This window comes from Cognatiyoonia sp. IB215446, from assembly GCF_033963825.1.
Classification (GTDB): Bacteria; Pseudomonadota; Alphaproteobacteria; order Rhodobacterales; family Rhodobacteraceae; genus Yoonia.
The window spans coordinates 766634-792726 of sequence record NZ_JAXBMD010000002.1 but is presented as its reverse complement, the minus strand read 5'-3'; the positions used below and the strand labels follow the sequence as shown (position 1 = coordinate 792726).

Annotated in this window: 24 protein-coding genes, 3 pseudogenes and 1 riboswitch; of the genes and pseudogenes, 15 read left to right on the top strand and 12 right to left on the bottom strand. The window is 53.3% G+C overall.

Translation table 11 applies throughout. From position 1 onward, the window contains the following. Positions 1-652: 652 nt before the first annotated feature. Positions 653-1270, bottom strand: a complete 618-nt coding sequence (locus tag SLH49_RS11520) for a hypothetical protein (RefSeq protein ID WP_320269290.1) — start codon at positions 1268-1270, stop codon at positions 653-655. Positions 1271-1494: 224 nt separating this feature from the next. Then, entirely contained in the window at positions 1495-2118 is a 624-nt protein-coding gene (locus tag SLH49_RS11515) for a hypothetical protein (RefSeq protein WP_320269289.1), read from the bottom strand. A gap of 1079 nt (positions 2119-3197) precedes the next feature. Here SLH49_RS11515 and SLH49_RS11510 point away from each other — a divergent pair. Then, a complete protein-coding gene (locus tag SLH49_RS11510; protein WP_320269288.1) occupies positions 3198-3380 on the top strand; it encodes a hypothetical protein in 183 nt (60 codons plus the stop codon). Positions 3381-3448: 68 nt separating this feature from the next. Here the strand turns inward: SLH49_RS11510 and SLH49_RS11505 are convergent. From SLH49_RS11505 to SLH49_RS11490, 4 genes and pseudogenes are all read right to left on the bottom strand, one after another. After that, a pseudogene (locus SLH49_RS11505) lies at positions 3449-3856 on the bottom strand (IS66 family transposase); the annotation flags it as partial. An 83-nt stretch (positions 3857-3939) separates the two neighbouring features. Further along, a pseudogene (tnpA, locus tag SLH49_RS22360) lies at positions 3940-4233 on the bottom strand (IS66-like element accessory protein TnpA); the annotation flags it as partial. A 1137-nt stretch (positions 4234-5370) separates the two neighbouring features. Continuing rightward, positions 5371-5982 (bottom strand): annotated as a pseudogene (locus SLH49_RS11495) (IS3 family transposase); the annotation flags it as partial. A 397-nt stretch (positions 5983-6379) separates the two neighbouring features. Beyond that, entirely contained in the window at positions 6380-6916 is a 537-nt protein-coding gene (locus tag SLH49_RS11490; RefSeq protein WP_320269287.1) for a hypothetical protein, read from the bottom strand. Positions 6917-7054: 138 nt separating this feature from the next. After that, a riboswitch (TPP riboswitch) is annotated at positions 7055-7158 on the top strand. Between the two features lie 58 nt (positions 7159-7216). Here SLH49_RS11490 and thiD point away from each other — a divergent pair. From thiD to SLH49_RS22355, 12 genes are all read left to right on the top strand, one after another. Then, a complete protein-coding gene (gene thiD / locus SLH49_RS11485; RefSeq protein WP_320269286.1) occupies positions 7217-7996 on the top strand; it encodes a bifunctional hydroxymethylpyrimidine kinase/phosphomethylpyrimidine kinase in 780 nt (259 codons plus the stop codon). Then, positions 7993-8991, top strand: a complete 999-nt coding sequence (locus SLH49_RS11480; RefSeq protein WP_320269285.1) for an FAD-dependent oxidoreductase — start codon at positions 7993-7995, stop codon at positions 8989-8991. The genes thiD and SLH49_RS11480 overlap by 4 nt, the downstream gene beginning before the upstream one ends. Beyond that, positions 8969-9166 carry a sulfur carrier protein ThiS gene (gene thiS, locus SLH49_RS11475; protein WP_320269284.1) on the top strand — a complete coding sequence of 66 codons (198 nt, stop codon included), beginning with the start codon at positions 8969-8971 and terminating at the stop codon, positions 9164-9166. Before SLH49_RS11480 ends, thiS begins: the two co-directional genes overlap by 23 nt. A gap of 1 nt (position 9167) precedes the next feature. Then, complete coding sequence (locus SLH49_RS11470; RefSeq protein ID WP_320269283.1) at positions 9168-9938, top strand: thiazole synthase; 771 nt, start codon at positions 9168-9170, stop codon at positions 9936-9938. Further along, positions 9935-10531 (top strand): thiamine phosphate synthase, encoded by a 597-nt coding sequence (locus SLH49_RS11465; RefSeq protein ID WP_320269282.1) that lies wholly within the window; start codon positions 9935-9937, stop codon positions 10529-10531. The genes SLH49_RS11470 and SLH49_RS11465 overlap by 4 nt, the downstream gene beginning before the upstream one ends. After that, on the top strand, positions 10528-11484 hold the full coding sequence (locus SLH49_RS11460) for a HesA/MoeB/ThiF family protein (protein WP_320269281.1): 957 nt from the start codon (positions 10528-10530) through the stop codon (positions 11482-11484). The genes SLH49_RS11465 and SLH49_RS11460 overlap by 4 nt, the downstream gene beginning before the upstream one ends. A gap of 10 nt (positions 11485-11494) precedes the next feature. Continuing rightward, positions 11495-12433: an ABC transporter substrate-binding protein gene (locus SLH49_RS11455; RefSeq protein ID WP_320269280.1), complete on the top strand. Its 939-nt coding sequence runs from the start codon at positions 11495-11497 to the stop codon at positions 12431-12433. Continuing rightward, positions 12430-13098 (top strand): thiaminase II, encoded by a 669-nt coding sequence (gene tenA / locus SLH49_RS11450; protein ID WP_320269279.1) that lies wholly within the window; start codon positions 12430-12432, stop codon positions 13096-13098. The genes SLH49_RS11455 and tenA overlap by 4 nt, the downstream gene beginning before the upstream one ends. Then, positions 13095-13796 (top strand): ABC transporter ATP-binding protein, encoded by a 702-nt coding sequence (locus SLH49_RS11445; RefSeq protein ID WP_320269278.1) that lies wholly within the window; start codon positions 13095-13097, stop codon positions 13794-13796. The genes tenA and SLH49_RS11445 overlap by 4 nt, the downstream gene beginning before the upstream one ends. Next, complete coding sequence (locus tag SLH49_RS11440; RefSeq protein ID WP_320269277.1) at positions 13793-14446, top strand: TenA family protein; 654 nt, start codon at positions 13793-13795, stop codon at positions 14444-14446. Before SLH49_RS11445 ends, SLH49_RS11440 begins: the two co-directional genes overlap by 4 nt. Then, complete coding sequence (locus tag SLH49_RS11435) at positions 14443-15186, top strand: ABC transporter permease (protein ID WP_320269276.1); 744 nt, start codon at positions 14443-14445, stop codon at positions 15184-15186. The genes SLH49_RS11440 and SLH49_RS11435 overlap by 4 nt, the downstream gene beginning before the upstream one ends. Positions 15187-15280: 94 nt before the next feature. Further along, positions 15281-15607: a DUF4345 family protein gene (locus SLH49_RS22355; protein ID WP_413785282.1), complete on the top strand. Its 327-nt coding sequence runs from the start codon at positions 15281-15283 to the stop codon at positions 15605-15607. A gap of 39 nt (positions 15608-15646) precedes the next feature. Here SLH49_RS22355 and SLH49_RS11430 read toward each other — a convergent pair whose 3' ends face one another. Then, the gene (locus SLH49_RS11430; RefSeq protein ID WP_320269275.1) at positions 15647-16180 is read right to left on the bottom strand and encodes an NAD(P)H-dependent oxidoreductase; all 534 of its coding nucleotides are present in this window, start codon (positions 16178-16180) and stop codon (positions 15647-15649) included. Between the two features lie 219 nt (positions 16181-16399). Here SLH49_RS11430 and SLH49_RS11425 point away from each other — a divergent pair, with 219 nt between their 5' ends. Further along, the gene (locus SLH49_RS11425; RefSeq protein ID WP_320269274.1) at positions 16400-17266 is read left to right on the top strand and encodes a LysR family transcriptional regulator; all 867 of its coding nucleotides are present in this window, start codon (positions 16400-16402) and stop codon (positions 17264-17266) included. On the opposite strand, the gene SLH49_RS11420 is transcribed toward SLH49_RS11425, so the two are convergent. Together SLH49_RS11420 and SLH49_RS11415 are read right to left on the bottom strand one after the other, a co-directional pair. Then, a complete protein-coding gene (locus SLH49_RS11420; protein WP_320269273.1) occupies positions 17263-18078 on the bottom strand; it encodes a hypothetical protein in 816 nt (271 codons plus the stop codon). The two genes, SLH49_RS11425 and SLH49_RS11420, sit on opposite strands and share 4 nt — an antisense overlap. Continuing rightward, the gene (locus SLH49_RS11415) at positions 18075-19313 is read right to left on the bottom strand and encodes a hypothetical protein (RefSeq protein ID WP_320269272.1); all 1239 of its coding nucleotides are present in this window, start codon (positions 19311-19313) and stop codon (positions 18075-18077) included. The genes SLH49_RS11420 and SLH49_RS11415 overlap by 4 nt, the downstream gene beginning before the upstream one ends. 240 nt (positions 19314-19553) lie before the next feature. Between SLH49_RS11415 and SLH49_RS11410 the strand changes: the two genes are divergently transcribed. Next, complete coding sequence (locus SLH49_RS11410; protein WP_320269271.1) at positions 19554-21620, top strand: hypothetical protein; 2067 nt, start codon at positions 19554-19556, stop codon at positions 21618-21620. Between the two features lie 515 nt (positions 21621-22135). Here SLH49_RS11410 and SLH49_RS11405 read toward each other — a convergent pair. Genes SLH49_RS11405 through SLH49_RS11395 form a run of 3 tightly spaced genes read right to left on the bottom strand, consistent with a single transcriptional unit; the run spans position 22136 to position 26058 of the window. After that, on the bottom strand, positions 22136-22693 hold the full coding sequence (locus SLH49_RS11405) for a chemotaxis protein CheD (protein ID WP_320269270.1): 558 nt from the start codon (positions 22691-22693) through the stop codon (positions 22136-22138). After that, positions 22690-23664: a CheB methylesterase domain-containing protein gene (locus SLH49_RS11400; protein WP_320269269.1), complete on the bottom strand. Its 975-nt coding sequence runs from the start codon at positions 23662-23664 to the stop codon at positions 22690-22692. The genes SLH49_RS11405 and SLH49_RS11400 overlap by 4 nt, the downstream gene beginning before the upstream one ends. 36 nt (positions 23665-23700) lie before the next feature. Beyond that, positions 23701-26058, bottom strand: coding sequence for a methyl-accepting chemotaxis protein (locus tag SLH49_RS11395; protein WP_320269268.1), 2358 nt, complete (start codon positions 26056-26058; stop codon positions 23701-23703). Between the last annotated feature and the right edge of the window lie 35 nt (positions 26059-26093).

The window sequence follows — 26093 nt, the reverse complement described above, 5'->3', positions numbered from 1 at the left end:
CGCGGCCTCTTCACGCATTGTGAGATCAACCGGCATTTCAGCGATGCACCCGTCGGTCGAATACACAACAACTCGGTACATGATCACAGTATCTGTTGCTATCTCGCCAGATGGTATGCGTATTGCGAGGCCGGCTGACATACTTTGTTCAGTATTCAATGCTCGGTTCTTCCTTTTTTGACTATATCACTCACGGCGTCTGGATCGATATTATCGATCATGATCGGACGCCGACTAGGTCATCTTTTATTGGCATTTGACACAATCGTCGAGGCTTAGATGCATCGAGAACACCCTGGAACTGACTTACTATCTAATATCCAGACCAACTAATATGATACCTGAGTATAAAAGATTAAACCGACAATATAGGTCATCAAATTACCCTTTTTTGGCGATTGCGATGTGCCTCTACAACAAAAGACTAAAGAACGGTTTCTGCCAAACTGATGCATTAAACAAGCGATTTGGTCACAGTCATAATTTTGTGGTTGCTCATACCACTTTGCTGGTATGCAACAAACAGGACGACGCCTCTCGCATAAAGATATCCTAAGCATCGAAGCGGGTAAGTGGTCTGGAACGCCCCTTTTGAAATCGCAGCGATAGGTGCGACAAAGACCGACTGGTAACATACCGTTCGTCTACCCTTTCACGAGCGACGAACATTATCCAGCTGAACGGTCGGGAGCATAAATCTGGCCTCCTCACCTTCGATAACCCGCAAGATGTCGGTCATATCTTCGCCGTTCAATTCAATGATCTGTTCGGACAACGCTACTCTAAATGGATCTGAACTGAGGAAAACGTCCGAGCAGTCTCCGCATGAGATATTCAAGTCTTTAGTGCCCCAGATACTATGGCAGTAGCCACATGCCGAAGCGTCAGTTGGTCGATCACCGAATTCGTTCTCATACAACTCCTCATCGTCGTCAAAAATGGAGCCCTTAACAAGCCGATCAGCAAGAAAAACACCGGATTTGCTACCGATACCTCCTGCTGCCGTAACAAACAGCCAGCTTCCCTTTGCTTCACTCTCCATCCACAAGAACGCACCATCCACGTTAGCCACTTGCTCTATTACGAACTTCAACGAAGCGGCATGCGAAGGCCGTAGTTCCAACTCCAAAATTGAAGATAAATCGACGGGATCGACGCGACGCGTGACAACCTCAAACGGTTCATCTTCACCGTCATCCACAGTGAATGCGATAGCTGCTGAGAGCAAAACGTCTAGAGTGCCTGGCAAACGACCTGTATCAATTTCCATAGTTCTTCTCCAAATAGATGATGAAATAACGTCTTTAGGCTACACCGAAGAGAGCAACCATCAAGACGGGGCAACAAAATGTCGCGTGTCCAGCACAGTGAGATCGGCAAGTCCAGTATCCAGAGCCAAAAACAGCGTCCACCGCCAGATTTTCCAAGCGCGACAAACGGCCTACCTTGAACCCATCGTGATTTAACCAGGTACGGTGTATGTAAGAACGGCTCTTAGGGGCAAACTGACAATACAACGTCGAATGGCTCGGCAGCATCCAGTCCACGGTCGAGACGGTTTGTATTGACCAAAGAGATTTGGACCTCCTCATCAAGAATGCGCTGGATCTGCCTGGCAGCAAGGTTCTGAACGGATTGACCAGCACTCGCTGGTTTTTCACCGGGAAGGACATCTGTCAGTACTGGCAATCTTGAAGATGCACGGCTTGTCATTTCAACCCGAGATACAATCCGGTCGATCAAATTTTCAGCTTCTTTTGCATAGATGTTCCGATATTTCATTTCATGAGCAAGTATCGCATTGGCCTCGCAACGGTCTTGATCGTACTCACTCGCAATCAGAATTTCAGCATCCACGACCACGTCCAAATTGAGCTGTCCCTGAACGCATATTCCAGACCCGAGATTCGCATGTGTCCAAGAAAAATTAGCAAAAGAGGATGCTGCGATTTTACCGATAGTTAATCCGACAGTCGGCTTACCGGTATCGTTCTCCGGGTGATCTGTAATCTGTCGCTGGCTAAAGTCGTAGCGGATCTTTGGATCGTTGACTGTCAATGTCGTCGTTGGGGCGGAATCGACTTTACCACCAACATCGCAGCTAAAGGTCAACGTCATTGACATTCTCTCTGTGCGGCACACTCCCAACATGCAGCCAAAATCTGGAGACGTCTTTACACTTGAGCCGTAAGGCACAGTTCCACCTCCATTGTAAGTATTGCTCCATCTAATCGGCACCTGAATACGATATCCTCTGTCGATACATATTACTTCTGCATACTGTGTGTCTGGCGCGTTACCAACTTCATATGAAAAAGTTGTGCCATCCTCACTGGCTGTTAAACGAACATGGGAGTCGGTTGTGCTTGATCGCGTCGCCGTACCGCTTATCGGACGACAACCCTCATCCAGTTTCAATTCGTAAGCCATTGTCTGCCGAACTGTTTCAGGAGCTACCTATACGGGTGCACAAGATCCGAACTCAAACCCAAGAAATCTGCCAGATGCAGATCCAGTTCGGTTGCTATCCTGGCTACTCCAGCTTTCATCAGTTGTAACCGTAGCCTGCTCCGAAACGGACACTTCGTAGAAGACAGCATAGTCCTGGATATGCAGCGGTAGTAAGCGATTGCGATCGCGCGCTTCAAGCGTGAGGTTAGCCAAACTGTCACCAGCCACACGTCGTATTTGAGCAATAAAAGCGTCATCATTTAAGCAGGCGTCCATAGTTGGGTGAGTGGACCACTCAGCAACAGCACGAGAAGGAAAAACATAAGAAATCAACAGACTGCATATTAAAAGAAACCGTACCATAAGCTCCTCCGTTCATCTGGGTAGGTAGCAGAGCATCTTCGCCAAAACAAAGAAACGTGCTGTTTAAAATCAGAAACGTAGTGATCTGATCCGGAAGCGCATAAAATCTGCTGAACCTATGCAGCCATGACTGTCGGTCAGGTGCATGGTAGCGCATAAAAATCGCCAGTAGCATGTCCGCCGGCTTCCATAATCCGATCTCTGGGTGAACATAATATGAGAAACCATCACCAACAAAGCACACTTTTCATGTGCGCCAAGGGAAGACATCGCAGCTGCGTCACACAGTGTAAGATGTAGATGACGGACGTGGTGCAAAATCTTATCAAGTGAGATGGCAACGGATTTGCAGCGATCAATCACACGGCAGCGGAGAGACAGGGATGACCGACTATATCGATCAACTGAAAGCAAAGATCAGAGCAGCGACACCGCGGCCGAATGTAGCGAGAAAAGCCAAAAACCTAGGGCTTGCACACAAAAACTATCAAAATCTGCAAGGGTCACGCGAACTTAGTCGCCCACGGCAAAAGACCATCCCCAAGCCGCCGAAGTTCAATGGTTGACGTTACCACCTGCTTAAAAGAACGTGCCCGTCCGTTAAACCCGCCCTGTTGAGCGGATGCGCATACTGTTACGCTGCTTGAGCAGCGTAACGCCAGGGGAGGAGTTCGTCGAGGCGTGTGATCTTATGATCGGCGATCTGGGCAAGGACCCATGTGAGCCAGGCTTGCGGGTCGACGTTGTTGAGCTTGGCGGTCTCGATCAGGGTAAGGGCAATTGCCATTGCTTTGCCGCCACCTTCTGAACCCGCGAACATCCAGTTCTTCCGGCCGATAGCCACAGGTTTGACGGCCCGTTCGGCAGTGTTGTTATCCAGCTCCAGATGTCCGTTCTCAAGATATGGCCGCGCCTTTGGGATCCGGCCAAGCGCGTAGCGGATGGCCTGCGCCAGTGGCGATTTACCCGATATCTTGGGCAGTTGCGCGTGTAGCCAGGCTTCCAGATCATCGAAGATCGGTTTTGCCCGTGCTTGCCGCAAACCGCCGGGCCTTGCACCAAGCTGACCAAAGCGGGCAGCGCGGTCGGCCCTTCGATCAGGATGCGCCACCCATCCGACAGGGTGATATCTATGCGGCTGGCCGAAAGAGTGGCAGATGGAGACGACGTTGACACGTCGATTGGTGCGGGTGCGTGGGCGGCATCAGCCTCGATCTCAACCGACAGAAACGTCGCTTCCTGATCGAGCGCATCAGCCTCTGGTGCAAACCGCGGGTCCTTCAGCCATTTGAAAATAAGGTTCGCATTGACCGCATACCGCCGCGCAACCTGTGCCACCGACATCCCCGGCGTCGCCGCCTGCGCGCAAATCTCACGCTTCTCCTCATCCGCCCAGAACCGCTTCTTACGCCTGCTCATAGAGTGCCTCACAGTGTCCACTATCGATGGTGGACACTTAGCCTCCGCCAGCGGTGCGCGTTAGGTCGGGTTCATCGGACGCTTACGCATATCTCTCATAAATGCGAGGTGGAGGCATCGTCTGTGGCCGGTTGTGTCCGGTCTTGTAACAATTGCAGGACAAGGCGCATCGACGTTGCAACTCGTTGCAATATATCCGCTCTTGTCCTCGTCTTCCAATCCGGTACTGAATTGAAATGCGATCAGTTCCTTCAGAAATCGAAATGACCTCGTCAGAGCTATCGTTGACCGTCAACGGTTTGGTTAAGCCTGACGAATACACCGCACCCCTCACGACTATGCTGGAAAACAACTTGGACGTTGGGCCGGGGCGAGGACGTGCGACTTACCGTGACCAAAGGCACCATTGGCTTAGATGGCTTAATGACCACCAGCCACCCGAACGGCCAGCGCGCCGAGTTTACAACGCGATTAACTGTCCGACGATGCTGTTTTGGCTAGCCGAAGCGCTAGGCGTGGAGCGGAAACATCTGTTATGGGCAAGTCATGCCGCTGAAATTGCTCCCAACAATCAAATATCACAGACTGCGGCTATTCGGAGAGTGATTGGCTGGAATATGATCTTGCACCAGATTGCGGAACTTCCAGGTATGGAGTGAACAATATTCATATCGAACGGTCGGTCATAGCCTCCTCTGACCAGCGAGGTTTGGTTGATATCTGGCCCAAGTCTTCGAACAGATTGTCAATGTCGTCCTAAGACGCTGTCCCAATCGTGGACTTCTGGATGTCGTTCAGAAATGCAGTTAGATTAACCGGGATGAAGGTTCTAGGCTGTGCACCCTTTGCCGCGACTGAGCTGAACAGCTAGGAGGACTTGAGGTTATGTGCAAGTCGTTGCAAAGGTGGCGGCGAACCGTCGGTCACGAAGGTTCTTGCAGTAATTTTTTGACCCAATGAGCAGGTGCTTTTCTGGAACTTGCTGATAGAATGGGCTTCAGATTTTCATTCAAGTAAGAGCATACTCTAAAAGCCATGTCACAAGCCCTCTATTACCCACACTACACACCTAGTATTTCACACTTACGCACTCTTCTTCTCTTCTATGATACTGTGAACTGAGGTGCCCCTAGTTTCCTAGACACCTGCCTTTTCCAGATTGAGCTGTCTTTGTTCGAAGTCAACGGGCGACAGCATGCCGTTGTTCGTGTGCTTGCGCTTTGGGTTGCAGAAGAGCTCGATGTATTCGAAGACGTCGCGCCTGGCTTCCTCGCGGGTTCGGTATTTTCGACGCCTGACCTTCTCTCGTTTCAAAAGCTGAAAGAAGCTTTCGGCCACAGCGTTGTCATGACAATTGCCTCTGCGGCTCATCGAGTGTTCCAGGTTGTGATCGCGCAGGAACGCTGCCCATTCACGGCTGGTGAATTGGGCACCTTGGTCGGAGTGGATCAACAGGCCTGGCCCAGGCTTGCGTCGCCAGATCGCCATGAGCAAAGCCTGAACTGTGAGTTCTGAGGTTTGTCGTGACTGGACTGCCCAACCGACGACACGTCTTGAGAACAGATCGATGACCACGCAGAGATAGGCGAAGCCCTCATGTGTGCGAAGATAAGTGATATCAGTCACCCACACGCGATCCGGGGCATCGACCGTGAACTGACGATCCAGCGTGTTGTCGACCACAACGGATGGCTTGCCGCCGTATACTCCAGGCTTCTTCTTGTAACCGATCTGCGCCCGAAAAAACGCCTGCGCAATGAGGCATATGGAAGAATGTACAATGGTGCGTTCACGATAGGGGCTTCAATAGCTGGAGCAGCACTAGGTATTGCGTTCACCGACGATGTGGTTGGTTCTTTGGTAGGCGCAGGCGGGGGAGCGTTTTTTTCACTGTTTGGACCAAAGAACAGTACAATAGTTCTCGATGAATATTCGGATTTGGCACAACAAGCGGTCATTGCAAAAGCAAGTGTATCCAAGAGCCTATCTAAGCAAAATGCGTTCCTTCAAGACCATCTGAATATCTGAGGTTTTCTTAGGCGGGTATTTTGGCGGGTACGCAGAAGAGTACTATTTTTCTCTTTTAAAATCAGACTTGCATGGCGGCCTGTCTCTCCGCCATTTCACTCATTTGACGACCAAACCCCTATAACACCTTGAATGGTAAGGTGGTTTTTGGTGTTCGAAGTCCTGTTTTGCGGGCGTAGCGGATTTGGTCGGCGAAGGTCAGTCTCAGGACCTTTCTTTGCAGGGTCAGATCGCCACTTTTCCAGATGTTCCAAGGGTTTGCGAGGAATGCCATGGCGTGTTCGAACATGTCGCCAAAGGGGTGCAGGCTTTCGCGCTGGTTGGCGAGTTTTTCATCGAGGATCAGCTTTTGTCGCTCCATCTTATCAATGCGCTTTTCATAGGCTGCGATGAGTGTGTCGCTCTTGGCGTCCACGATGCGATCCAGCAACCCTTCGATCTGTTTGGCCAGTTGATCACGTTCCGTACGGATCAGGCGCTTGAGGCTCCTGACCCACGAGGCCAATCGGAGCTGGAAACCCTGACTTTTGAATTTTTGAAAATGAACTCCGAAAGCGCGGCAGTCGGGTCCTAAGGATGCGATGCCTGTGGCGCTCACAGCGCCAGCGATTTGAAGACACGCATTCGGTCGACGCGGAACAAACAAATCGACCATTCAAATTCCCGACAAAAAAGGAACGCTCGTGTGAAAATTAAGAGACTAGTTCTCGTTTCAGACTGTTTCGTAGCAGCGATGGCACCGGCGCGCGAAGATATCTGTTTGACGGAATCAGAGCCATGACTTAATCACAAGGCCAATCTGTTGGGGTGCCCACTTCGGGGCTGAGATGCGCGCAGCGCAAACCCATTGAACCTGAACCGGTTAGGACCGGCGGAGGAAACAGTGATGGCGCAAGTAGCCGCTCTGAGAATTCTCAGCATGTGTCCTGACCATTGAGACCAAAGTGGTGGTATTATGGTGGCCAAGGCACTGACAATCGCGGGTTCCGATTCCAGCGGCGGAGCCGGTGTTCAGGCTGACCTCAAATCCTTCACAGCGATGGGAGTCTACGGAGCATCAGTGGTCACCGCGATTACAGCGCAGAATACTCAAGCTGTGACTGCCATCCATTCGATCCCTGATGACATCGTGACCGCGCAGATAGATGCGGTTCTCGATGACATCGAAATTCACGCAATCAAGATAGGTGTGCTGGGGACGCCAAGTCTTATCGAAGCCGTGGCCAAAGCCTTGCATCGCTTTGAGGGGCCGGTGGTTTTGGATCCTGTGATGGTCGCCAAATCCGGAGATGCTTTGCTGGCGGACAACGCAATTGAAGCACTAAGGTCGCAGCTATTTGGCCGCGCAACGCTGGTGACCCCCAATTTGCCCGAGGCTGAAAAACTGGTTGGCAAAGGAACGACAAGTCAGCAGGCGTCGCGCTTGATGGATCTGGGTGCTGGAGCGGTTTTGATGAAGGGCGGGCACGCTGAAGGCGCCACTTGCATCGATGAACTGGTGGCACGCGATGGCACGCAGACATTTTCTGCCCCTCGCGTGGAAACGCGCAACACCCATGGGACTGGTTGCTCATTGTCATCTGCTATTGCGGCCTGCATGGCGCAAGGGCTTGCCTTGGATCAGTCGGTTGGTCGCGCGCATGCATGGTTGCAGGGGGCAATTCTGGCAGCCGACGCATTGGAGGTCGGACAAGGCCATGGCCCGGTCCACCACTTTCATGCGCTTTGGAGATGAGCGGCATATTCACCATATTGGGCGGTGGCGTCTGTGGCTTGGCTATCGCGGCAGAATTGACAAGGCGGGGCGCACGCGTGACCGTTATGGATTCACACGGCGCTCCGGGGGAGCATGCGTGTTCGTGGTGGGCTGGGGGCATGCTGGCACCTGATTGTGAGGGTGTCAGTGCAGGGCAAGTGGTCGTTCGCAAGGGCCGCATCGCCGCGGATTGGTGGGAAACGAACGGCGTAAATGTGATCCGGCAAGGCACCCTTGTTGTAGCCCTCGGGCGCGACCAAAGTGAGTTGGCCACCTTTGCAAAGCGTGTGTCAAAAGCCCAAATGCTCGATCGTAAATCGCTGAGCGCCCTTGAGCCGCATTTGGCCGAGCATTTTTCAAAAGCACTATTCATCGAAGATGAAGCGCATCTTGATCCTCGCATCGCATTGATGACCCTTCACGCTCAACTGTCTCAACATGTCGCGCGCTTCAACGGCGAGGGACAGGGACAGGGACAGGGACAGGGACAGGTGATTGATTGCCGTGGTCTTGCCGCAAGTGACAAATTGCCTGACCTTCGTGGTGTGAAAGGCGAGATGTTGATGGTCCGATCCAGGGATGTAACCTTGGCCCGCCCTGTGCGCCTGCTCCATCCTCGATTTCCTCTATATATCGTCCCACGTGGGGACGGTGTTTTCATGCTGGGAGCCACCCAGATCGAAAGCACTGATCGGCACCACGCCAAACTGCGTTCTGTCATGGAATTGATGAGTGCAGCATATGCGCTGCACCCCGCTTTTGGCGACGCCGAACTTTTGCAGATCGGCGTAGATGCGCGCCCTGCCTTCCCAGACAATCAACCGCGTATAAGGAAGTTTGAGGGACGCATCTATGCAAATGGGCTGTTTCGGCATGGTTTTCTGCTGGCGCCCGCACTGGCGCAGATGACAGCAGATTTAGTGCTGACAGGCAAAATACCGGAGGTTTGGTATGAAGATCATCGTGAACGGTGAAGCGATGGAGATCGCATCATCGACATTGGCCGGTTTGTTAATGGAGCTGGGCAAAGGCGATGCCAAGGTTGCCACATCTCTCAACGAAGCTTTTGTGCCCAAGGCGCTGCGCCAAACCCAGCCTTTAAAGAACGGCGATCGGGTGGAAATTGTTGCACCGAGACAAGGGGGTTGAGATGCCGGAATTCTACGGCAAAGTCATTGCATCCCGTTTGATGCTTGGAAGCGCGCAATACCCCTCGCCCGCCATTCTTGCCGAGGCCTTTCGCAGATCAGAGGCAGGGACAGTGACCGTGTCTGTACGGCGCGAGGCCGATAGCGAACAGGCGGGCCAAGACTTCTGGGCGCTCATTCAAGAGCTCGGCGTTGCGGTATTGCCCAATACGGCTGGCTGCCACTCCGTCCGCGAGGCAGTGACCACCGCACAAATGGCGCGCGAGTTGTTTGACACGAATTGGATCAAGCTTGAGGTCATCGGCAACGCTGATACGCTACAACCGGACCCCTTTGGATTGGTTGAAGCTGCAGCAACGCTGGCAGAAGACGGCTTTGAGGTATTTCCCTATTGCACCGAAGATCTAGTCCTATGTGAACGACTGGTCGAGGTCGGCTGCAAGGTTCTGATGCCCTGGGGTTCGCCCATCGGGACCGGACTGGGGCTGAACAATATCTACGGTCTGCGCAGCTTGCGCGCGAATTTCCCGGATATCTCATTGGTGGTGGATGCGGGCCTTGGTCTTCCGTCACAGGCGGCCCATGCGATTGAGCTTGGATATGACGCGGTTCTGTTGAACACAGCCGTGGCGAAGGCGGGCGACCCGGCTACAATGGCCGAGGGCTTTGCGCGCGCGGTCGAAGCTGGCGCGCTGGCCGCACAGGCAGACCCAATGGAGCCCAGAGACATGGCGGCACCGTCTACTCCGGTGCTGGGAAAAGCATTCCTATGACCTTGGCTCGCTTCTACCCCATCTTTGATGATGTGGCTTGGTTACGTCGCATGCTGCCGTTGGGTGTGAGACTTGTTCAGCTCAGGATCAAAGACCAGCCCCAAGAGGTACTGCGAGCACAACTGACCGAAGCGCGCGACCTTTGCCGCCATCATGATGCTGTGCTGGTTGTAAACGACTATTGGCAACTGGCCATCGAATTGTCCTGCGACTGGGTACATTTGGGTCAGGAAGATTTGGATTCCGCAGATCTCAGTGCCATCCGTCGGAAAGGTTTGAAACTGGGAGTATCAACGCATGATGACGACGAACTTTCCCGTGCCCTGACCCTCGCGCCTGACTACGTGGCACTTGGTCCGGTCTATCCAACCATTCTCAAGAAGATGAAATGGCACCAACAAGGGATCGAAAAACTGACAATCTGGAAAGAACGGATCGGAGAGACCCCTCTTGTTGCCATTGGCGGAATGAGCGTGGAACGGGCTGCGGGCGCCTTTGATGCCGGTGCCAATATCGTGTCGGCCGTCACCGATATCACGCTGCACACCGATCCAGAAGCGCGGGTACGAACTTGGCTGGATGTTTGCAAATGAAGCGCTATGCCCGCCAAACTGCGATCTTAGGAAACCAAACGCAGTCCCGACTGGCAAACAGCATCGTTCTGGTGATTGGTGCGGGTGGTTTGGCCGTACCCGTCTTGCAATACCTCGTCGGCGCTGGCGTCGGGTACATCCGTCTTGTCGATGAGGATGTTGTCGACATCACCAATCTACACCGTCAAACACTGTTTCGTGAGACACATATCGGCCAACCCAAAGCGGAAGTGGCCGCCTGCAGCCTAGCTGCATTGAATTGCGAAACACGTGTAGACCCAGTCACGGTGCGTCTCGACCCGTCGAACATTGAGGGTCTTTGCGACGGCGTGACTCTGCTTCTCGATTGCGCTGACAGTTTTGCAGTCAGCTACATGGCTTCGGACTATTGCATTCGGACAGGCCAGCCCCTGATCAGCGCCAGCGTGGTTGGGACGCAAGGATATGTGGGCGGCTTTTGTGGCGGCAAGCCCGGCTTACGAGCCGTTTTCCCTGATCTGCCAGATCAGCTTGGATCCTGTGACACCGACGGCGTTCTGGGTCCAAGTGTCGGGGTGGTCGGCAGTCTGCAGGCACAAATGGCGATGATGCTTCTTAGCGGGAATATCGCGCCACTGGGGCAACTCATAACTTGTGATGCGCATACGCTACGCTTTGGCGGGTTTCGTTTTGACAACGCGCCCGATCCAGAGTGCAAACATTCCTTTATCGCTCCATCCCAGATCCGCACGGACGATTTCCTGATCGATCTGCGCGGCAAAGAAGAACAAGGCCCAACACTTTCAAATGCGACGCGTTACAGCGTTGCAGATTTTGGGCCGGACGGCCCCGTCCCCCTGCGCCACCAACGCGCCGTTTTCGCCTGCCGAAGCGGCCTTCGGGCGTGGCAAGCAGCTGAACGACTTTCGCAACACTGGCACGGAGAGATCAAACTCCTTGCCTTGGGAGACTGAGGAGACACCGATGAAACTACTCTTGACCAGCGCCGCAGCCATACTGATCGCGGCCCCGGCCTATGCGCAGGACAAGATGACCCTACTTTTGGATTGGTTCATCAACCCCGATCATGGTCCGATCATCGTCGCGGAAGAGCTTGGCTATTTCGCTGATCAGGGTCTTGAGGTGGAAATCATCCCGCCGGCGGATCCTTCGGCGCCACCCAAACTGGTCGCCGCCGGCCAAGGCGACATTGCCGTCAGCTACCAGCCCAGCCTGCACTTGCAGATAGCCGAAGGTTTGCCTCTGATCCGTGTAGGTACACTTATCGCCACACCGCTGAATTGCCTTCTCGTCCTCAAGGACGGCCCTATCCAGCACATTAGCCAGTTAAAAGGCGGCAAGATCGGGTTCTCCGTCGCAGGCGTTGAAGAAGCCGTATTGACTGCGATGTTGAGCAAGCACGGTGTCGGTTTGGATGAGGTTGAGATGGTGAACGTCAACTTCTCGCTCAGCCCATCATTGATGTCGCAACAGGTCGACGCGGTGATCGGGGCTTACCGGAATTTTGAGTTGAACCAGATGGAAATCGAAGGCGTCGAGGGCAAATGCTTCTACGTCGAGGAAGAGGGCGTTCCCACCTATGATGAACTGATCTATGTCACTAACCCAGAACTGATGGACCAAGATCAAGTGCGTCGCTTTTTGCGCGCAACGGAATTGGCGACGCAATACATCGTGAATAACCCAGAGGAATCCTGGAACCTGTTCAAAGGCTATGCACCGGAACTGGACGACCAGTTGAATGCCAAAGCCTGGATCGATACGCTGCCGCGCTTTGCTCTGCGCCCAGAGGCCCTGGATGAAGGGCGGTATACCCGGTTCGAACAATTTCTTGCCGATAGTGGCCTAGTCGAAGGTACAAGGCCAGTTTCGGCGTTAGCTGTCGATTTGGGTGCAGAATGAACTATGGTAGCGTTTTCCAGACTTGGCGGGATGCAACCCCCATCTGGTCTGCTTACACAAACCACGCCTTTGTCAAAGGGCTAGGAGATGGCACTCTACCGACCGCAATGTTTTTGCACTACCTCAAGCAGGATTACGTCTTTCTTATTCATTTTGCGCGGGCATGGGCGCTGGCAATCACCAAGGCTGACACGGTCGCGGAAATGCGGCTAGCCGCCAGCACAGTGAATGGGTTGATCAACGAGGAAATTGCCCTGCACATTAAAACCTGCGCAGACGCAGGGATCGATGAAGTCGCACTTTTCGCGACCCAAGAGCGCGCCGCGAACCTGGCTTATACGCGCTATGTACTGGATGCAGGCCATTCAGGTGACCTTCTGGATCTGCTTGCCGCACTTGCGCCATGCGTGATGGGATATGGAGAGATCGGCACGTCGTTGGAAACGTCCAAGACGTCCGAAAAATACACCGATTGGATCAAGGTCTATGCGGGAGACGACTATCAACAAGTGTGTCGTGATGTGGGCGCGTTAGTCGATGCGGCAGTGACGCGCAGGTTGGGCAATCATCCGCAATCAAGCCCGCGTTGGGCCACGCTTTTAGCGCGCTTCGAAATGGCAACCAAGCTTGAGATTGGGTTTTGGGACATGGGACTGACCCCATGAACGGGTCTTTGCGCATAAGCGGGGCGGCCGCCATCGGCGAGGTACCTGTTTTTTCACATCTTGATTTGGTTCTAGAACCAGAAAAATGGACCTGTTTGTTGGGTGCAAGCGGTGTAGGCAAATCAACGGTTCTAAAGCTACTTGCCGGTATAGCCCAGGAAATAGATTTTGCAGGCCAGATCAGTAATCCCAGTCGCGTCGCCCTGATGGCCCAGCAAGATCTTCTGCTGCCTTGGTTAAGTGCGATGGATAACGTGATGATCGGAGCACGCCTGCGCGGCGACAAACCTGATGCCAGCAGAGCGATGGATATGCTGCAACAGGTTGGGCTAGCTCACCATGCCAAAAAGAAGCCGGGCGGTTTGTCAGGTGGTCAACGGCAAAGGGTGGCGTTGGCCAGAACGTTGATGGAGGATTGCCCCACTGTTTTGTTGGACGAACCCTTCTCAGCCCTTGACGCGCTGACCCGCATGCAGATGCAAGATCTGACTGCAAAGCTTTTGACGGGCCGTACCGTCCTACTGGTTACCCACGATCCCGCAGAAGCTGCTCGGTTGGGCCAGTATATCAAGATAATGACACCGACCGGCCTGATCGACTTAACCGAACCAAGCGGCACAATCCCGCGACCGGTCGACTCGGCGGATGTTCTCGAAACTCAAGCTAGGCTGTTTCGCCAGCTCAGGAGCCACCAGTGAGCGCCACCCAAGACCTTCAACTAAGTGTAGCCGAGGATTGGCGGGCCGCCACAAGGCATCCCTTTACCAATGCGCTTGCTGAAGGAACGCTGAGCCCCGACAAGATGGCGGGTTACCTGCAGCAGGATTATCTGTTTGTCGAAAGGTTTGTGCGCCTTCTCGCGTCTGCCGTAGCTCTTGCACCGAGTCTGGCAGACGCGGCGCCAGGCGCGCAGTTTCTGGGACTGATCTGTGGACAAGAGAACACCTACTTCCTGCGCGCAATGGATGCTCTGGGCGTGCCCGAAGCCAATCAGATCGCACCCGAAACACGAGCCTTTCAGAACCACATGGACGATGCGCGCCATTCAGGCCGGTACGAGATCATACTGTCGGTGCTGGTCGTGGCGGAGTGGGTTTATCTTGATTGGGCGACACCTTTCGAAGACCGAGCGGCGGACCTGCCGTTTTGGTTTGGAGAGTGGATCACACTGCATTCAGGAACGGGATTCTCTGACGTTGTCGCTTACCTGCGCGAACAACTCGATGCAGTCTGGCTGGAGCTCGATGAGACTGCGCGCGCCGATGTAACGGAAGTATTTACGCAGACCCTGGCATTGGAGCGCGCGTTTTTTGACGCGTCATGGGCAGGGTTCACTGTGGCCAGATGAGTAGCTTGCGCAATGGGATCCTGGCGGCCGTGTTATTGATCATGCTTTGGCAGGGTATCGCCTGGAGCAGCGGCGTTCCGCGTTTTATTCTTCCGCCACCCATGCTTGTTGCTGAAACGATTTGGAACAGTCGGGCATTGCTGGCGGAGCATGCGATGATCACCATGGCCGAAGTTTTGATTGGGCTCGTTCTGGGCGCAGTATTCGGCTTCGTGACGGCCATTTCGCTGGTTGCTTCACCGGCAGCGCGCGCCGTCATGCAGCCTATGCTTGTATTCAGTCAAACAGTACCTGTCTTTGCACTCGCTCCGATTTTGACGCTATGGCTGGGTTTTGGGCTTTGGTCCAAAATTATGATTGCACTTATTATCATCTACTTTCCTGTGACATCATCTTTCTTTGACGCTTTGATGCGCACAAACCGTGATTGGCTGGGTATGGCACGGGTGATGGGTGCAAGCTCCGCGCGCACCATGTTATTTATCCGAATTCCAGCCGCTTTGCCGGGGTTTGCATCTGGTCTAAGGCTTGCCGCTGTCTATGCCCCAATCGGGGCAATTGTCGGTGAATGGGTCGGTGCCTCACAAGGGCTAGGCTACCTGATGCTACTGGCCAATGGCCGTGCCAAGACAGATCTGATGTTCGCAGCACTTATTGTATTTGCCGTGCTCACAATCCTCTTACATGCAGCAGTCAACAGATTGTGCGAGAAAAAGCTCGACCATCCAGAGAGCATGTGAAGCATATCGGCGTGAGGCGATACGCCTCAATGTAACCCAAGAACATGAGCTTAAGACCCCGATACTCGATACAATGGATAAGAGCTTATGATGAATGGACGACCCATTTCAGCAACGTTGCCAATCCTCCCATCAAAGCAGCCCTTCGAGACAACTTGATGATCGCAAAGTATTGGGCATCGCATACGCCATATGGTTCACTGGAGTGTTCTTCCTATGCCTTTGGGTTGCACGAAACATCAACATCTGCGGCCCCGTGCTCACGATACTAGCCACTCTAATGGCTTTGGCAGGGGCTTCGAGATTCTACACGATGATCGAAGTCGGCGAATTTCCGACCTCAACCTTGATTGCGGGGATCGTTAAGATTGCAGTCTTTCTATTCATCCCATGGCACCGATATTTGCTAAAGCATGTTTAAATCTTCAGCATTCGACGCGTGTCCAGCAAGCGCGGGATGTCATCTGCTGTAGCCCATGAGCGCTTCGTCAACGCCCGCTAAATCCTCCGGCCGGGTCAAGGTTTTCCCGTTCCAAACATCCTTCCAGTTTCCGACGCCATACTTGCCCTTGAGATCACCACCAAAGAAAGGTGCCAGCAGTTCTTGGCTTGCCAAGACGTTTGACCCCGCACGCGCACCGGGCGATGCGGCGAGAATGACCATTGGTTTGTCCTGCCAGACTTTGGCATCTATCCGGCTCATCCAATCAAAGATATTCTTCCAGGCCGCCGTCACAAAACCGTTGTATTCCGCAAACGATACCAATAGCGCATCCGCAGCCCCGATCTTGTCATAGAAGACTTGCGCCAAGGGATGGACGCCGTCGGCCTTTTCCCGTTCCGGGGAATAGATTGGCATTTCGTATTCGTTCAGGTCCAAAAATTCGATCTCTACGATTGGAACTAGAGACGTCAGTCGGCGCTCCGCATACTCTAAAAGCTGACGATTGATTGAGGTAGTGCTGTTTGTGGCGGCAAAGGCAAGAATTCTCACAGCGTTCCTTTCCCACGTTCAACTGACCCATTGAACTCTCGCATTGCAAGCTTCTCGTTGAACGCTCTGGCCGCAACTGCCCTATATTGCCCATTAAGCTTCGGATTCCAAAATGTGCACAAGGCCCCCCAGCGCGCATTCAGTGCGCGCCAATGCGTCATATGGTACCACCAGTTTTCATGGATTTTTGACGGCATTCCATGGAATCGTTCACCTTATATGAAGACTTGGACCGAAATACACTCAGCCTATTGTGTGGCCAAGGAAGGCACCGTCAGCAAGGCCGCAGAAGTTTTGGGTGTTCACCGCGCAACGGTTAATCGCCATATCGAAACTCTCGAAAAGCAGTTGGGGGTCCGTCTCTTTATTCGGCATCGACGCGGATATCATTTGACCGAAGCCGGTCAGGAGTTCTTCAGCGTTGCGGGTCGCGCGCATGACATTCTGGACGATTTTGCCGGTCGGGTCAGGGTACAGAGTTCCGAGCTGTCGGGCGAAGTGATTGTGACCACCTTGTTCCCCATCTCCAACGTTCTTATGCCGGCATTCCGCTCGTTTCGACATGCGCATCCGAAAACAAGAGTGTCCCTGCTCGCAGATGTCGCGCTTCTGAAACTTGAACATGCCGAAGCTCACATTGCGCTTCGGGCTGGCCGCAAGCCAGAGAATGAAGACTACGTGGTGCAACCTTACTGCCAACTGAGGTTTGGGCTCTTCGCTCATACTTCGTATCTGGAGAAGCAAGGAACGCCTCGCGACCTGGATGATCTCGCGCATCATGATTTTGTAGGGAATCCACGTAAAAGATCGTCTGCCCCATTCGAGGCCTGGCTAGCGGACAATGTTCAAAGCGACCGGGTGGTCTTTCGAACCGCTGATGCACTTGTACTAGAACAAGCGATCAAAGGTGGGCTGGGACTCGGCTTTCTACCTGTAGCGGGATCAGAAGCGCAAACCGATCTTTATCAGATCGGTCCTTCCTTGGATGAATGGACCGTGCATGTCTGGCTCGTCACCCATGTTGACCTACATCGCACTGAGAAGGTGCAAGCGATGTTGTCTTGCCTAAAAGCACTCGAATTCTAACCGTCGTCCTTGGTTGGTAAAAATGATAAATGGCTCTGCCACTCGGTTGGCTCAGCCGAAACCGGTCGGTCAAACAGGACACCTGGTCGGTTACCTGCAAGGTCTTCCAGTCTTTCATCCACTACTAAATTATACGTCACTTCGGCCCAGGGTTCGCGCGGTACAAAGTGCCAGCTTTTCTCTTCTGGACCCAGCTCGATAGCCCCGGGCACGATTTCAGACTTATCATCCACTACGCGCAAACGATATGCCATTGAAAGATGATCATGCGTGCTTCCTAAATCAACTTTGACCGGCTCCGAGCTGTTGACGCGAGGTGAACCAATGGACCAAGCTACGGGGTTAGGTGTATCGTAATCCGGTCCCACAACTGAAAAGTTGTGCACTACGTCCGCTCCGAGCGGGCAACCCCGCGCATCGATTGCTGCTCCTGAGATGACCAGAGTATAGCTTTGGCCGGGAACGAGCGCGCGGCCCAAGACCTCATGGGCCGCAAGACCGGACTTTACGCGTCCGGGGTCAAGAAGCAGTGTTAGTCGGTCCCTGTCTGGAGACCAAAGCTCCTGATTTGTCGCCAGAAATGCACCATTGACGCGGGCGCCTTTGTCATCCAGCAAGGCAACGTGCCGCGACCCTTCCTCCGCAGTCATCGCGCGGGGGAAGTAGATATATAGCCGAAGCAGGTTCGCCGGCAGCTCTTTTGCAGTCGGATAGATGTCCACGCGGTTTTCCGCGACGGTCGGACAGGCAGCAGCTATCGTACTCGCGACTACAAGAACAGAGAGCGACAGCGGCAAGGCAAGCGTGATCATTGCACAATCTGGTCGGGAAAGCCTTCATCAGCCTTCAGCATGTTCTGGAACATACGAACGCCCTGGGCTTCTTCCGAATACGCGTAATCGGGGAAGTTATACTCGCTGATAAAGTCGCTGAGCCGAAAGAACGCACCCTTGCGGAAAGACACAAGTTCCATGGCACCGGTATCGAGATCACGACGCATTGTCAGAATGAACTGGTTATCCTGATCAGCGGCATGCACCACACCAGACAATGGCAAGGGCGTTGTCTGCACGCCGACGGTTGCGCCCAGATAAGGTATTGGCTCGGACAAACCCGGTGAAGCAACCGCATCCCTAAGCGCATCCATTGAAATCAGATCGGCATCCATTTCACGATTGACCACCAACACATAGCTTTCAATATCACCTTCCATATTGGCGGTTGAGAACGGGATCACATCGAGCGGTCGGTTACCGTATCCCAGCTCCGCGATAGTCTTGCCAATAACATGAGCGCCGTCCTGCAAATCTTCTACTGGAATCGTGACAAGTGGGGTGCAGGTATAGGCGGCCACGACGGTGGGCACTCCGTCAACGTCGATTACAGACATCGCGCGGATCGGCGCACGTGTTTCGTTCTGGCCGTGGGCTGCGTGGAACATTTCGATGCTGCTCGAAACCTGCGGCCCATCAAACGGAAAAGCGATACGACGAAGGGTCGATGCGAATTCACCTGTCGAAATGCCCGAAACAAACAGCTCGCCGTTGACGAAATCGAGGTCAGTAATGGTCAAACTGGGTGCCGGTATGTCACGCCAGAAAGTCACATCCTCATCGGCTGTATTCTCAAGTACGAAACTTGCAGACGGGATCGCAGCCAAATCTACAACGCTGACACTACCATCCTGCGTGATAGCGACAACAGCACTTTTGGGGTGATCGTCAATAGTCGCGTTAAGCGAAACATAAGCTGCCCTGGTCACCGGGTGCACCGCAAGGTCATTGTAGATGATACGCCCTTCTGCCCCAACGGCTGCCGTAACCAGCGCATCAACGTCAAGCAGATTGAAAGCCCTATCTTCCGCTGGCGGAGTGCCTTCGTTCGGCAAGTCATACGCAGTGATCGTGCCAGCTGATGAATCCGATACAAACAATGTGTCTTCGAGCCCGAATTCAAGAACACCAAAACTCGGCTGTGTGTCGGCATGGGCTAGTCCTGCCGACAATGCAAAGGCGCAAACTGTGGACGTCAGTCTAGGAAGGGTCATCAAGGGCTCCTGTTGAGGTCAGCGAACGCTGTGTTTTTGTATCTTGGGGTCTCCAACATAGTGCTGGCCCACAGCCAGCCGAACAACAGATTGAAACGCGCAGTTGATGCGCATTTTCGTGTCTTCCCAGCCTAGTTGGATTGCCGCAATTTGATAGTGACCCTACGTAAACCGATCGTCCCGTTTGCTGCTCATGCGGTCTTCACTGGCAGCAAAACAACACTCAGCTCGGAGAAACCGATGCCCAAACTCATCGCCAAACTGCTCGCCAGTGCTTGTCTTTCAATCTCAACCGCAAACGCTCAAGACATCCCCGCAGCCGACGAAGCTATGCCTTACTATGATCGGCATCTGATCGACATCAGCAACCTCCGTTACTTTACCGAAGGTTCGATGATTGGCGACATGATGATACATGCGAACGCTATGTTCGACGCCGAATCCAAATGGAAAATGACACTCTATCAGATGATTCAAGCGGGCAGCGGGCATCATCAGGCACGCAGCGCGTTTCAACTCTCGCATCTCGGTGTGCCGATGGAGGACATTCTTGCGGTCTGGCAACCCAACTACATTGAAACGATTGAAGATCAGCGTCTGAAAGCGGCTTTCACTTTTGTCGACCAGCTATCACAGCTGCCAGGAGATGTGACGGCCAACTCACACGCCATGCTACGTCGACATTTTGTAGACCGCCAGATCGCCGAACTCATCGAAATGATCGCGTTCAATGCGGCAAATGCAGCGCATGACAACATCCTTCCCATCCCGACAGATCAAGCGACTGTGAGCTGGGCCAACGCAAACCTTTACAGCGTTGGCTGGACGGTGGGAAAGAACGTCAGCGCCAGTGCGGAAGAACAGCGAGCCGCCCTCTTTGCTGGGGAGTTGATGGAGAACGCTCGGCAGGAAATCTTGAAGAACTGGAAGCGCGAAGATCTGTCCGCGCCGCCCGCCGAGTTTGACAGCGACTGGCTCAATGCCGTCACTGGATATAACGTGTCTCGCGTCACAATGGACAGTGACCAGGATGGTGTTGAGGACCCTTTCGACTACTATCCCATAGATCATGATCGATGGGCACAACCGGGCATCGCTGACCTCAATTTACCCGATGAGAAAACGCCGGCCTTCGACGTGTCTGCGTACGACTTCACATACTATCGCCCGCCAATGTCGACCGATACAGAGGTGGCTTTCAGCGACCGGATCAACTTTGACACGCAGTGGATGCGCCAGTCCGGGATGGGCACATCGCGGATAGAAGATTACTTTGCTGCCGGAGATCGCGCGCTGCCGATGAAGTTCCTTTGGCAGGTCTTCGTGACTTTTCAGTTGTCCTCTGGCTGCACGCATTGCCAGGTGCACGGCACGCGTTGGCTCTATGAGTTTCTGCAAGACGAAGCCCCAGACGGCATCGTCGATGAAGCAGCCCTGAGTTCGATTTATGACCTCTTCGACATTGAAAGATCACAGCAGTTCTCGCCAGCAGAAATGGCCGCCTTGCGTTTCGCCCGTGATGCTGGACCATTGCCGGCGCGCACCACTGCGGCGCATATCGAAGAGTTGCGGCGCCACTACTCGAACCGAGAAATCCAGGAATTGATGATGGTGATCATTTCCGGTGCCCGTCTTTCGGCAGGTCAGCAGGGCAATGTCACGGTAACCGATCGCACCAGTATGGCCTGGGCCTTGCGTGCATTGCCCAAAGTGGGGTGGCGCCCTGGCGATCATTTGGGCTTACCGCAAGAGCAACGCCGGCTTTTCATGTCGGAGATTGAGCCGACAGTGATGGCCATATTGATGTCCGGTGACTCATTGGATTTTGCCTCAGAATGGATTGGTAAACCTGTGCCGATCGCAGTGGATGCCGACGGTGATGGGGTTAAGGACGCCTTTGACGGTTTCCCGAACGATCCAACCCGTTGGGAAGATACAGACCGTGACGGGATTGAGGACATTGCGGATGCCGACATCGATGGAGATGGCCTGTCGAATGAGTTCGAAGCGCAAACCATGACGTTTCCTTACAAAGCCGATTCCGACGGCGACGGAGTTATTGATCCAGAAGAGCTAAGAGTTGGCACGGACCCGCTGGACCCAAGTAGCTTGCAATTAGGGCGCCACTTCCAGATGATTTGCAAAGACCTAAACCTCCAAATGGCGTCGGCGGAAACCGTTCCCACGATATCGATACCCCTAGATCAGATCGGCGCAATCACTGTTGACGCCGCTGACAACAAAGGGATGGGCGTGCTGTTACACCACCTCCATGAACAGACCGTCCGACGGCGGCATTCTTACTAAGGCCGGATTTTCAAGCAAAGTGGACAACACCTAGCGAAGAAACACCGCAATCGAAACCGGGTGCCGCGCATGGACGGTTCCAGCAAAGCACGAGTTTTCTTATCCTGCTATGGTCCGCACGTAAGGCTATGTTCACACGTTGCTCGGCGGGCAATGTTTAGGGAAAACACCATCAACTTAGACCGCATAACAATCATATTTATGATCGGGCATTAGGGCAGAAGCGCAGTGCCTTTATGGGACATCGTGGGCCAAATCGAGGCCGCCGCCTTTGAGTCATTGGGAAATTATCATCTTGCAGACAACGACAGCAGCACTTTGGGGGGTCGGCGCAAGTCGAGGGGACACCATTCGACTAATCCTTAATGAGCTCAAACGACGAAAACTTGTCGTAATCGGTCGCGCAGCACACTGTGCAGAGCCTTACGGATACAGTCGGGAAGACCCTTGCAAGGGCCAGACGCGACGCTCATATTGCAAATTCACGATGACTTCGGTCGGTCGTGCTTCAAAATCTAGAATAGGATAACATTGCTCATTCGGCCTTTGTTGTCTGGCTTTTCGGTTGGGTTCTGCGGAGCAATTTCAACTTGCGACCGTGTCTGAATCACTCGCGCCTGACCAGTCACGGGGTGAAAATTAACTCGCCTAGCTGAAGTCCCGCCGGTGTCCTGTGCGAGGAGTGTCAGGTTTTCGTCGTTCAAATAGTCAATTGCGAATTGGGCATTGCGCGGTCCGATGTAGTCAAACCGACCACTCATCAAACTACCGCCAAAAACCTTAGCTTTCAGGTTGGCACGCGATGCGCCAAACTTCAACAAGCCGTTCACTAACAGCTCCATTGCGTGGGCGCCGTATTTTAGGTTATTCGATTCCTCGTTGCCACCATCAGCAAGTAAATAGTGGTTCATCCCGCCGATGCCGGTCACACGATCAAAAAGACACACCGAGATACAAGATCCTAGGACCGTTGAAAGAACGACCTCTGCATCAGATGACACCTTGTACTCGCCTTGAATGACAGAAACAGTTCGCGTCGCATAACCGGACGGCCAGTTTTGCATCACCGTCATTGACGAATTTCCATATGGGATGATTTCAAAATGGCGGGCCCAATCGCCGACAGCGGCAAAATCTGCTGAAGCGCACTCAGTTCAGCTGCAGCTCCTGGCATTCCGTAGACCAGTGACGTCGCTTTGTCTTGTCCAATTGTCGCAGCTCCTGCAAGTTTTAGTGCACGCATCCCCTGTGCGCCGTCTTTGCCCATTCCCGTCAGGATAACCGCGGTCGTTCGACCCGCAATGGATAACGCCGATTGAAAGAGGGCATCGACCGATGGCCGGTGGCCGCTCACTTTTTCGCCGTTAGTCAAACGGCATCGCAAGGCGCGTTGACCGTCCAATACCAAATGACGATCCGCACCAGGCGCAATCATCACAACACCTGGCTCCAATGGTTCACCATCACGTGCTTCAACAACTTTGGGTTCGACGCGCGCATCAAGCAAACGCGCGAGGCCGGCACTAAACGCTGCGCCGGTGTGTTGAACGATGAGGGTAGGCGGACAATCGGCAGGAAAACTGCCTAGAACTTCAAGCAAGGCATCGATGCCGCCAGTTGAGGAACCAATGAGGATGATGCGATTTGATTGTACTTGAGAGGTTGACAAAAACAGACCGGCTTTCGCACCACCTTGAGGGGACACCCTGCCCCTCATCAAGGCCCTCAACGCAGACTGCACCGTGCTTGGGTCGGCCGACAGGTCGACATCGTCATGCCGCCGATCAAGAGACGAGGTTCCAAACGTAAAAGTCATCCAGCGAACTGATAAGCAACGGCACAGAGTCTCCATCGCCTCAAACTCTCGCATCTTAGTAAATTCAGTGGCATAAAGAACGAGGTGGGGTGGTCGATGCTCTATGGTGTCAAAGGCATTGGATAAATCCGCGCAAGCCGCCATCAAATTCACGCCTGGCACCGCTTTGAGCCGCTCGGCGGCCCGTGACCGCCTCGCATCATCTGGCTCTGCAATCAAAACACGCATTTTAGCACCCTTCCAAAACGTGCAAACTGATCACTACTAGAAGTCCTTCCAACTACCGCCAAGGGCAACTGTCTCGAGTTCTGGCAGCAAAGCTTCATTTGTGGTTTCGACTGTTCTCTGAGCAATCGACTTTGGGCTCGTCGAACGGAACTGGATCACTTCATTATCGCGCCGAGCCTCTTCCTGGTTATCTTCCAGTTTGAAGCGTGCAACTGTTTGGCTTAGCGCTGCGGCTTCGTTTTTCAGCGTCGTTGCAGCAGCAGTTGCTTCTTCAACCATAGCCGCGTTTTGCTGCGTGACCTGGTCGAGTTGCGATATACCTACATTAATCTCGCCAAGTCCAATAGACTGCTCTCTTGATCCAGTCGCGATGCCAGTTACCAAGCTATCGATATCGCCGACACGAGCAATGATAGAGCTCAACGCATCACCTGTTCGGCCTACAAGGCCGACTCCAGTTTCGACTTGCTCAGAACTGCTGGTAATCAACTCTTTGATCTTCTTTGCGGCTTCGGATGATCTTTGGGCTAGTGCGCGCACTTCTGATGCGACGACTGCGAATCCTCGCCCTGCGTCACCTGCCCTCGCAGCTTCAACGCCAGCATTTAAAGAGAGCAAGTTGGTCTGAAATGCGATGTCATCAATTACGCCAATGATCTGCGAAATCTCGTTGGATGACTTCCTGATCATAGACATTGCCTCCACCGCCTCTGACACAATTTGGCCGCTTTCTTCCGCGTCTTTACGGGCACCGGTTACGACCTCTTCAACTTCCGAGGCGCTGTCAGCCGCTTCGCGAACACTGGACGTTAATTCGTCAAGGGCGGCAGCTGTCTGTTCCAAAGTGGCCGCCTGGCTCTCCGTCCGTTGCGAAAGATCATCCGACGATGTGCTGATTTCTTCGGCACGCGCATGTATCTCCGTCGCGTTCTCGACGATCATCGTCGTAAGATCATTCATGGTATTGATCGTCGCGTTGAAATCGCCGCGTAGCCGGTCATACTCTTCCGGGAACTCAACCTCTAACTGCACTGACAAATCTCCGCTTGCGAGGCCTCTCAGACCCTGGCCAAGAGCGTCAACAACTTCAGCTTGCTCCTTACGTTTTTTTGCGACCATGTCTGACGCATCACGCGACACGATGAGCTTATCTTTAAAGCCTTGTAACGATCGCGACAGTGCGCCAATCTCGTCTGCGCGGTCCAGCCCCGATATTGGGGTCGCGTAGTCATCATCGCTCAACCTCCGCATTTCATCTGCGAAGACACTTAGAGGCCGCGTAATCGAAACCGCAACAAAATAGCCTGCGACAGTGGATGCCACCGCGCCAATAGTTATCACGCCAAGCATGCGCCAGAGAAATTCTTTCAATCCAGAATAAGCATTCTCTCTGTTTAGCTCCACAATGATCGACCAGTTTAGACCAAGCATGTCAAAAGGTTTGATTTGAGCGCTAACAGCTGCACCTCTAATACCTTGCACATCGTCCAAAAAAGTATCCACACCAAGACGCACTGCCTCGAGTTGTTTGGGCACTGCGACAGGCTCTAGCACTGAGAGGACCTCCGGTGAACGCGCAACACTGCGAGCACGTCCATCGGTGCCAATCAGGTAAACTTCATCATCAGCACCAAGTTTTGAGGACTGCCCAAGATGCCGCTGCGTGATTTGAGCAGATAACTGGATAGCAACCACGCCAATCGTCGTCCCGTCCAAATCGACCACTTTTTGGGCCATGAATGACACCGGATCTTGTCCGCTGGGTACATATCTCTCAAAATCAACAAACACCTTGGTGTCCGGATCTGCCTGCATCGCAAGTCGAAACGCCCGGCCCAAACCAGATGACGCGTAGGGGCCATTCTCGACGTTTGTCGCAAAATCTTCACTCTTTTTCACGGAATATGCGACAAGCCCGTTAGGCAAGATCAACATAAGATCATCATAGTCAGCTCGATTGACGATGTTACGAAATTGGAAATGCAGTTGTTCGTGCGCCTGATCATATGGGCGCCTCCTATCAGCAACATCCAACTCCTGCCGTCGATCCGCTGGAAAAGGGTTTTCACTTACATAAGAGCGTCGGATATCGGCGAGCACCAAAGTCGCTTGTTCAGCCCGGAGTGCATCAGCCAAGCGGATAAGTGTTTGGCCAGTCGTACGATCTTTTGCATAGCTGTCCATACTGCGCGCAGCATTGGCCAGCCAAATCTCGAGGCGATCAGCCGCGTTCTCCGCGATGGTTGCACTGAGGTCTTCGGCTCTTTGGGTCTGAATTCTTTTGAATTCGATGAAATAAACGTAACTTGATAAGGCGATACTCGTAAGTAGCGCGCCGACCACAAGTAGCGGAAGCCGAAGGCGAATGGGAACTTGTGCCAGACGATTGATCATTAAGTAGTCCTCGAAAGCCAGCTAGGGGTGCACTA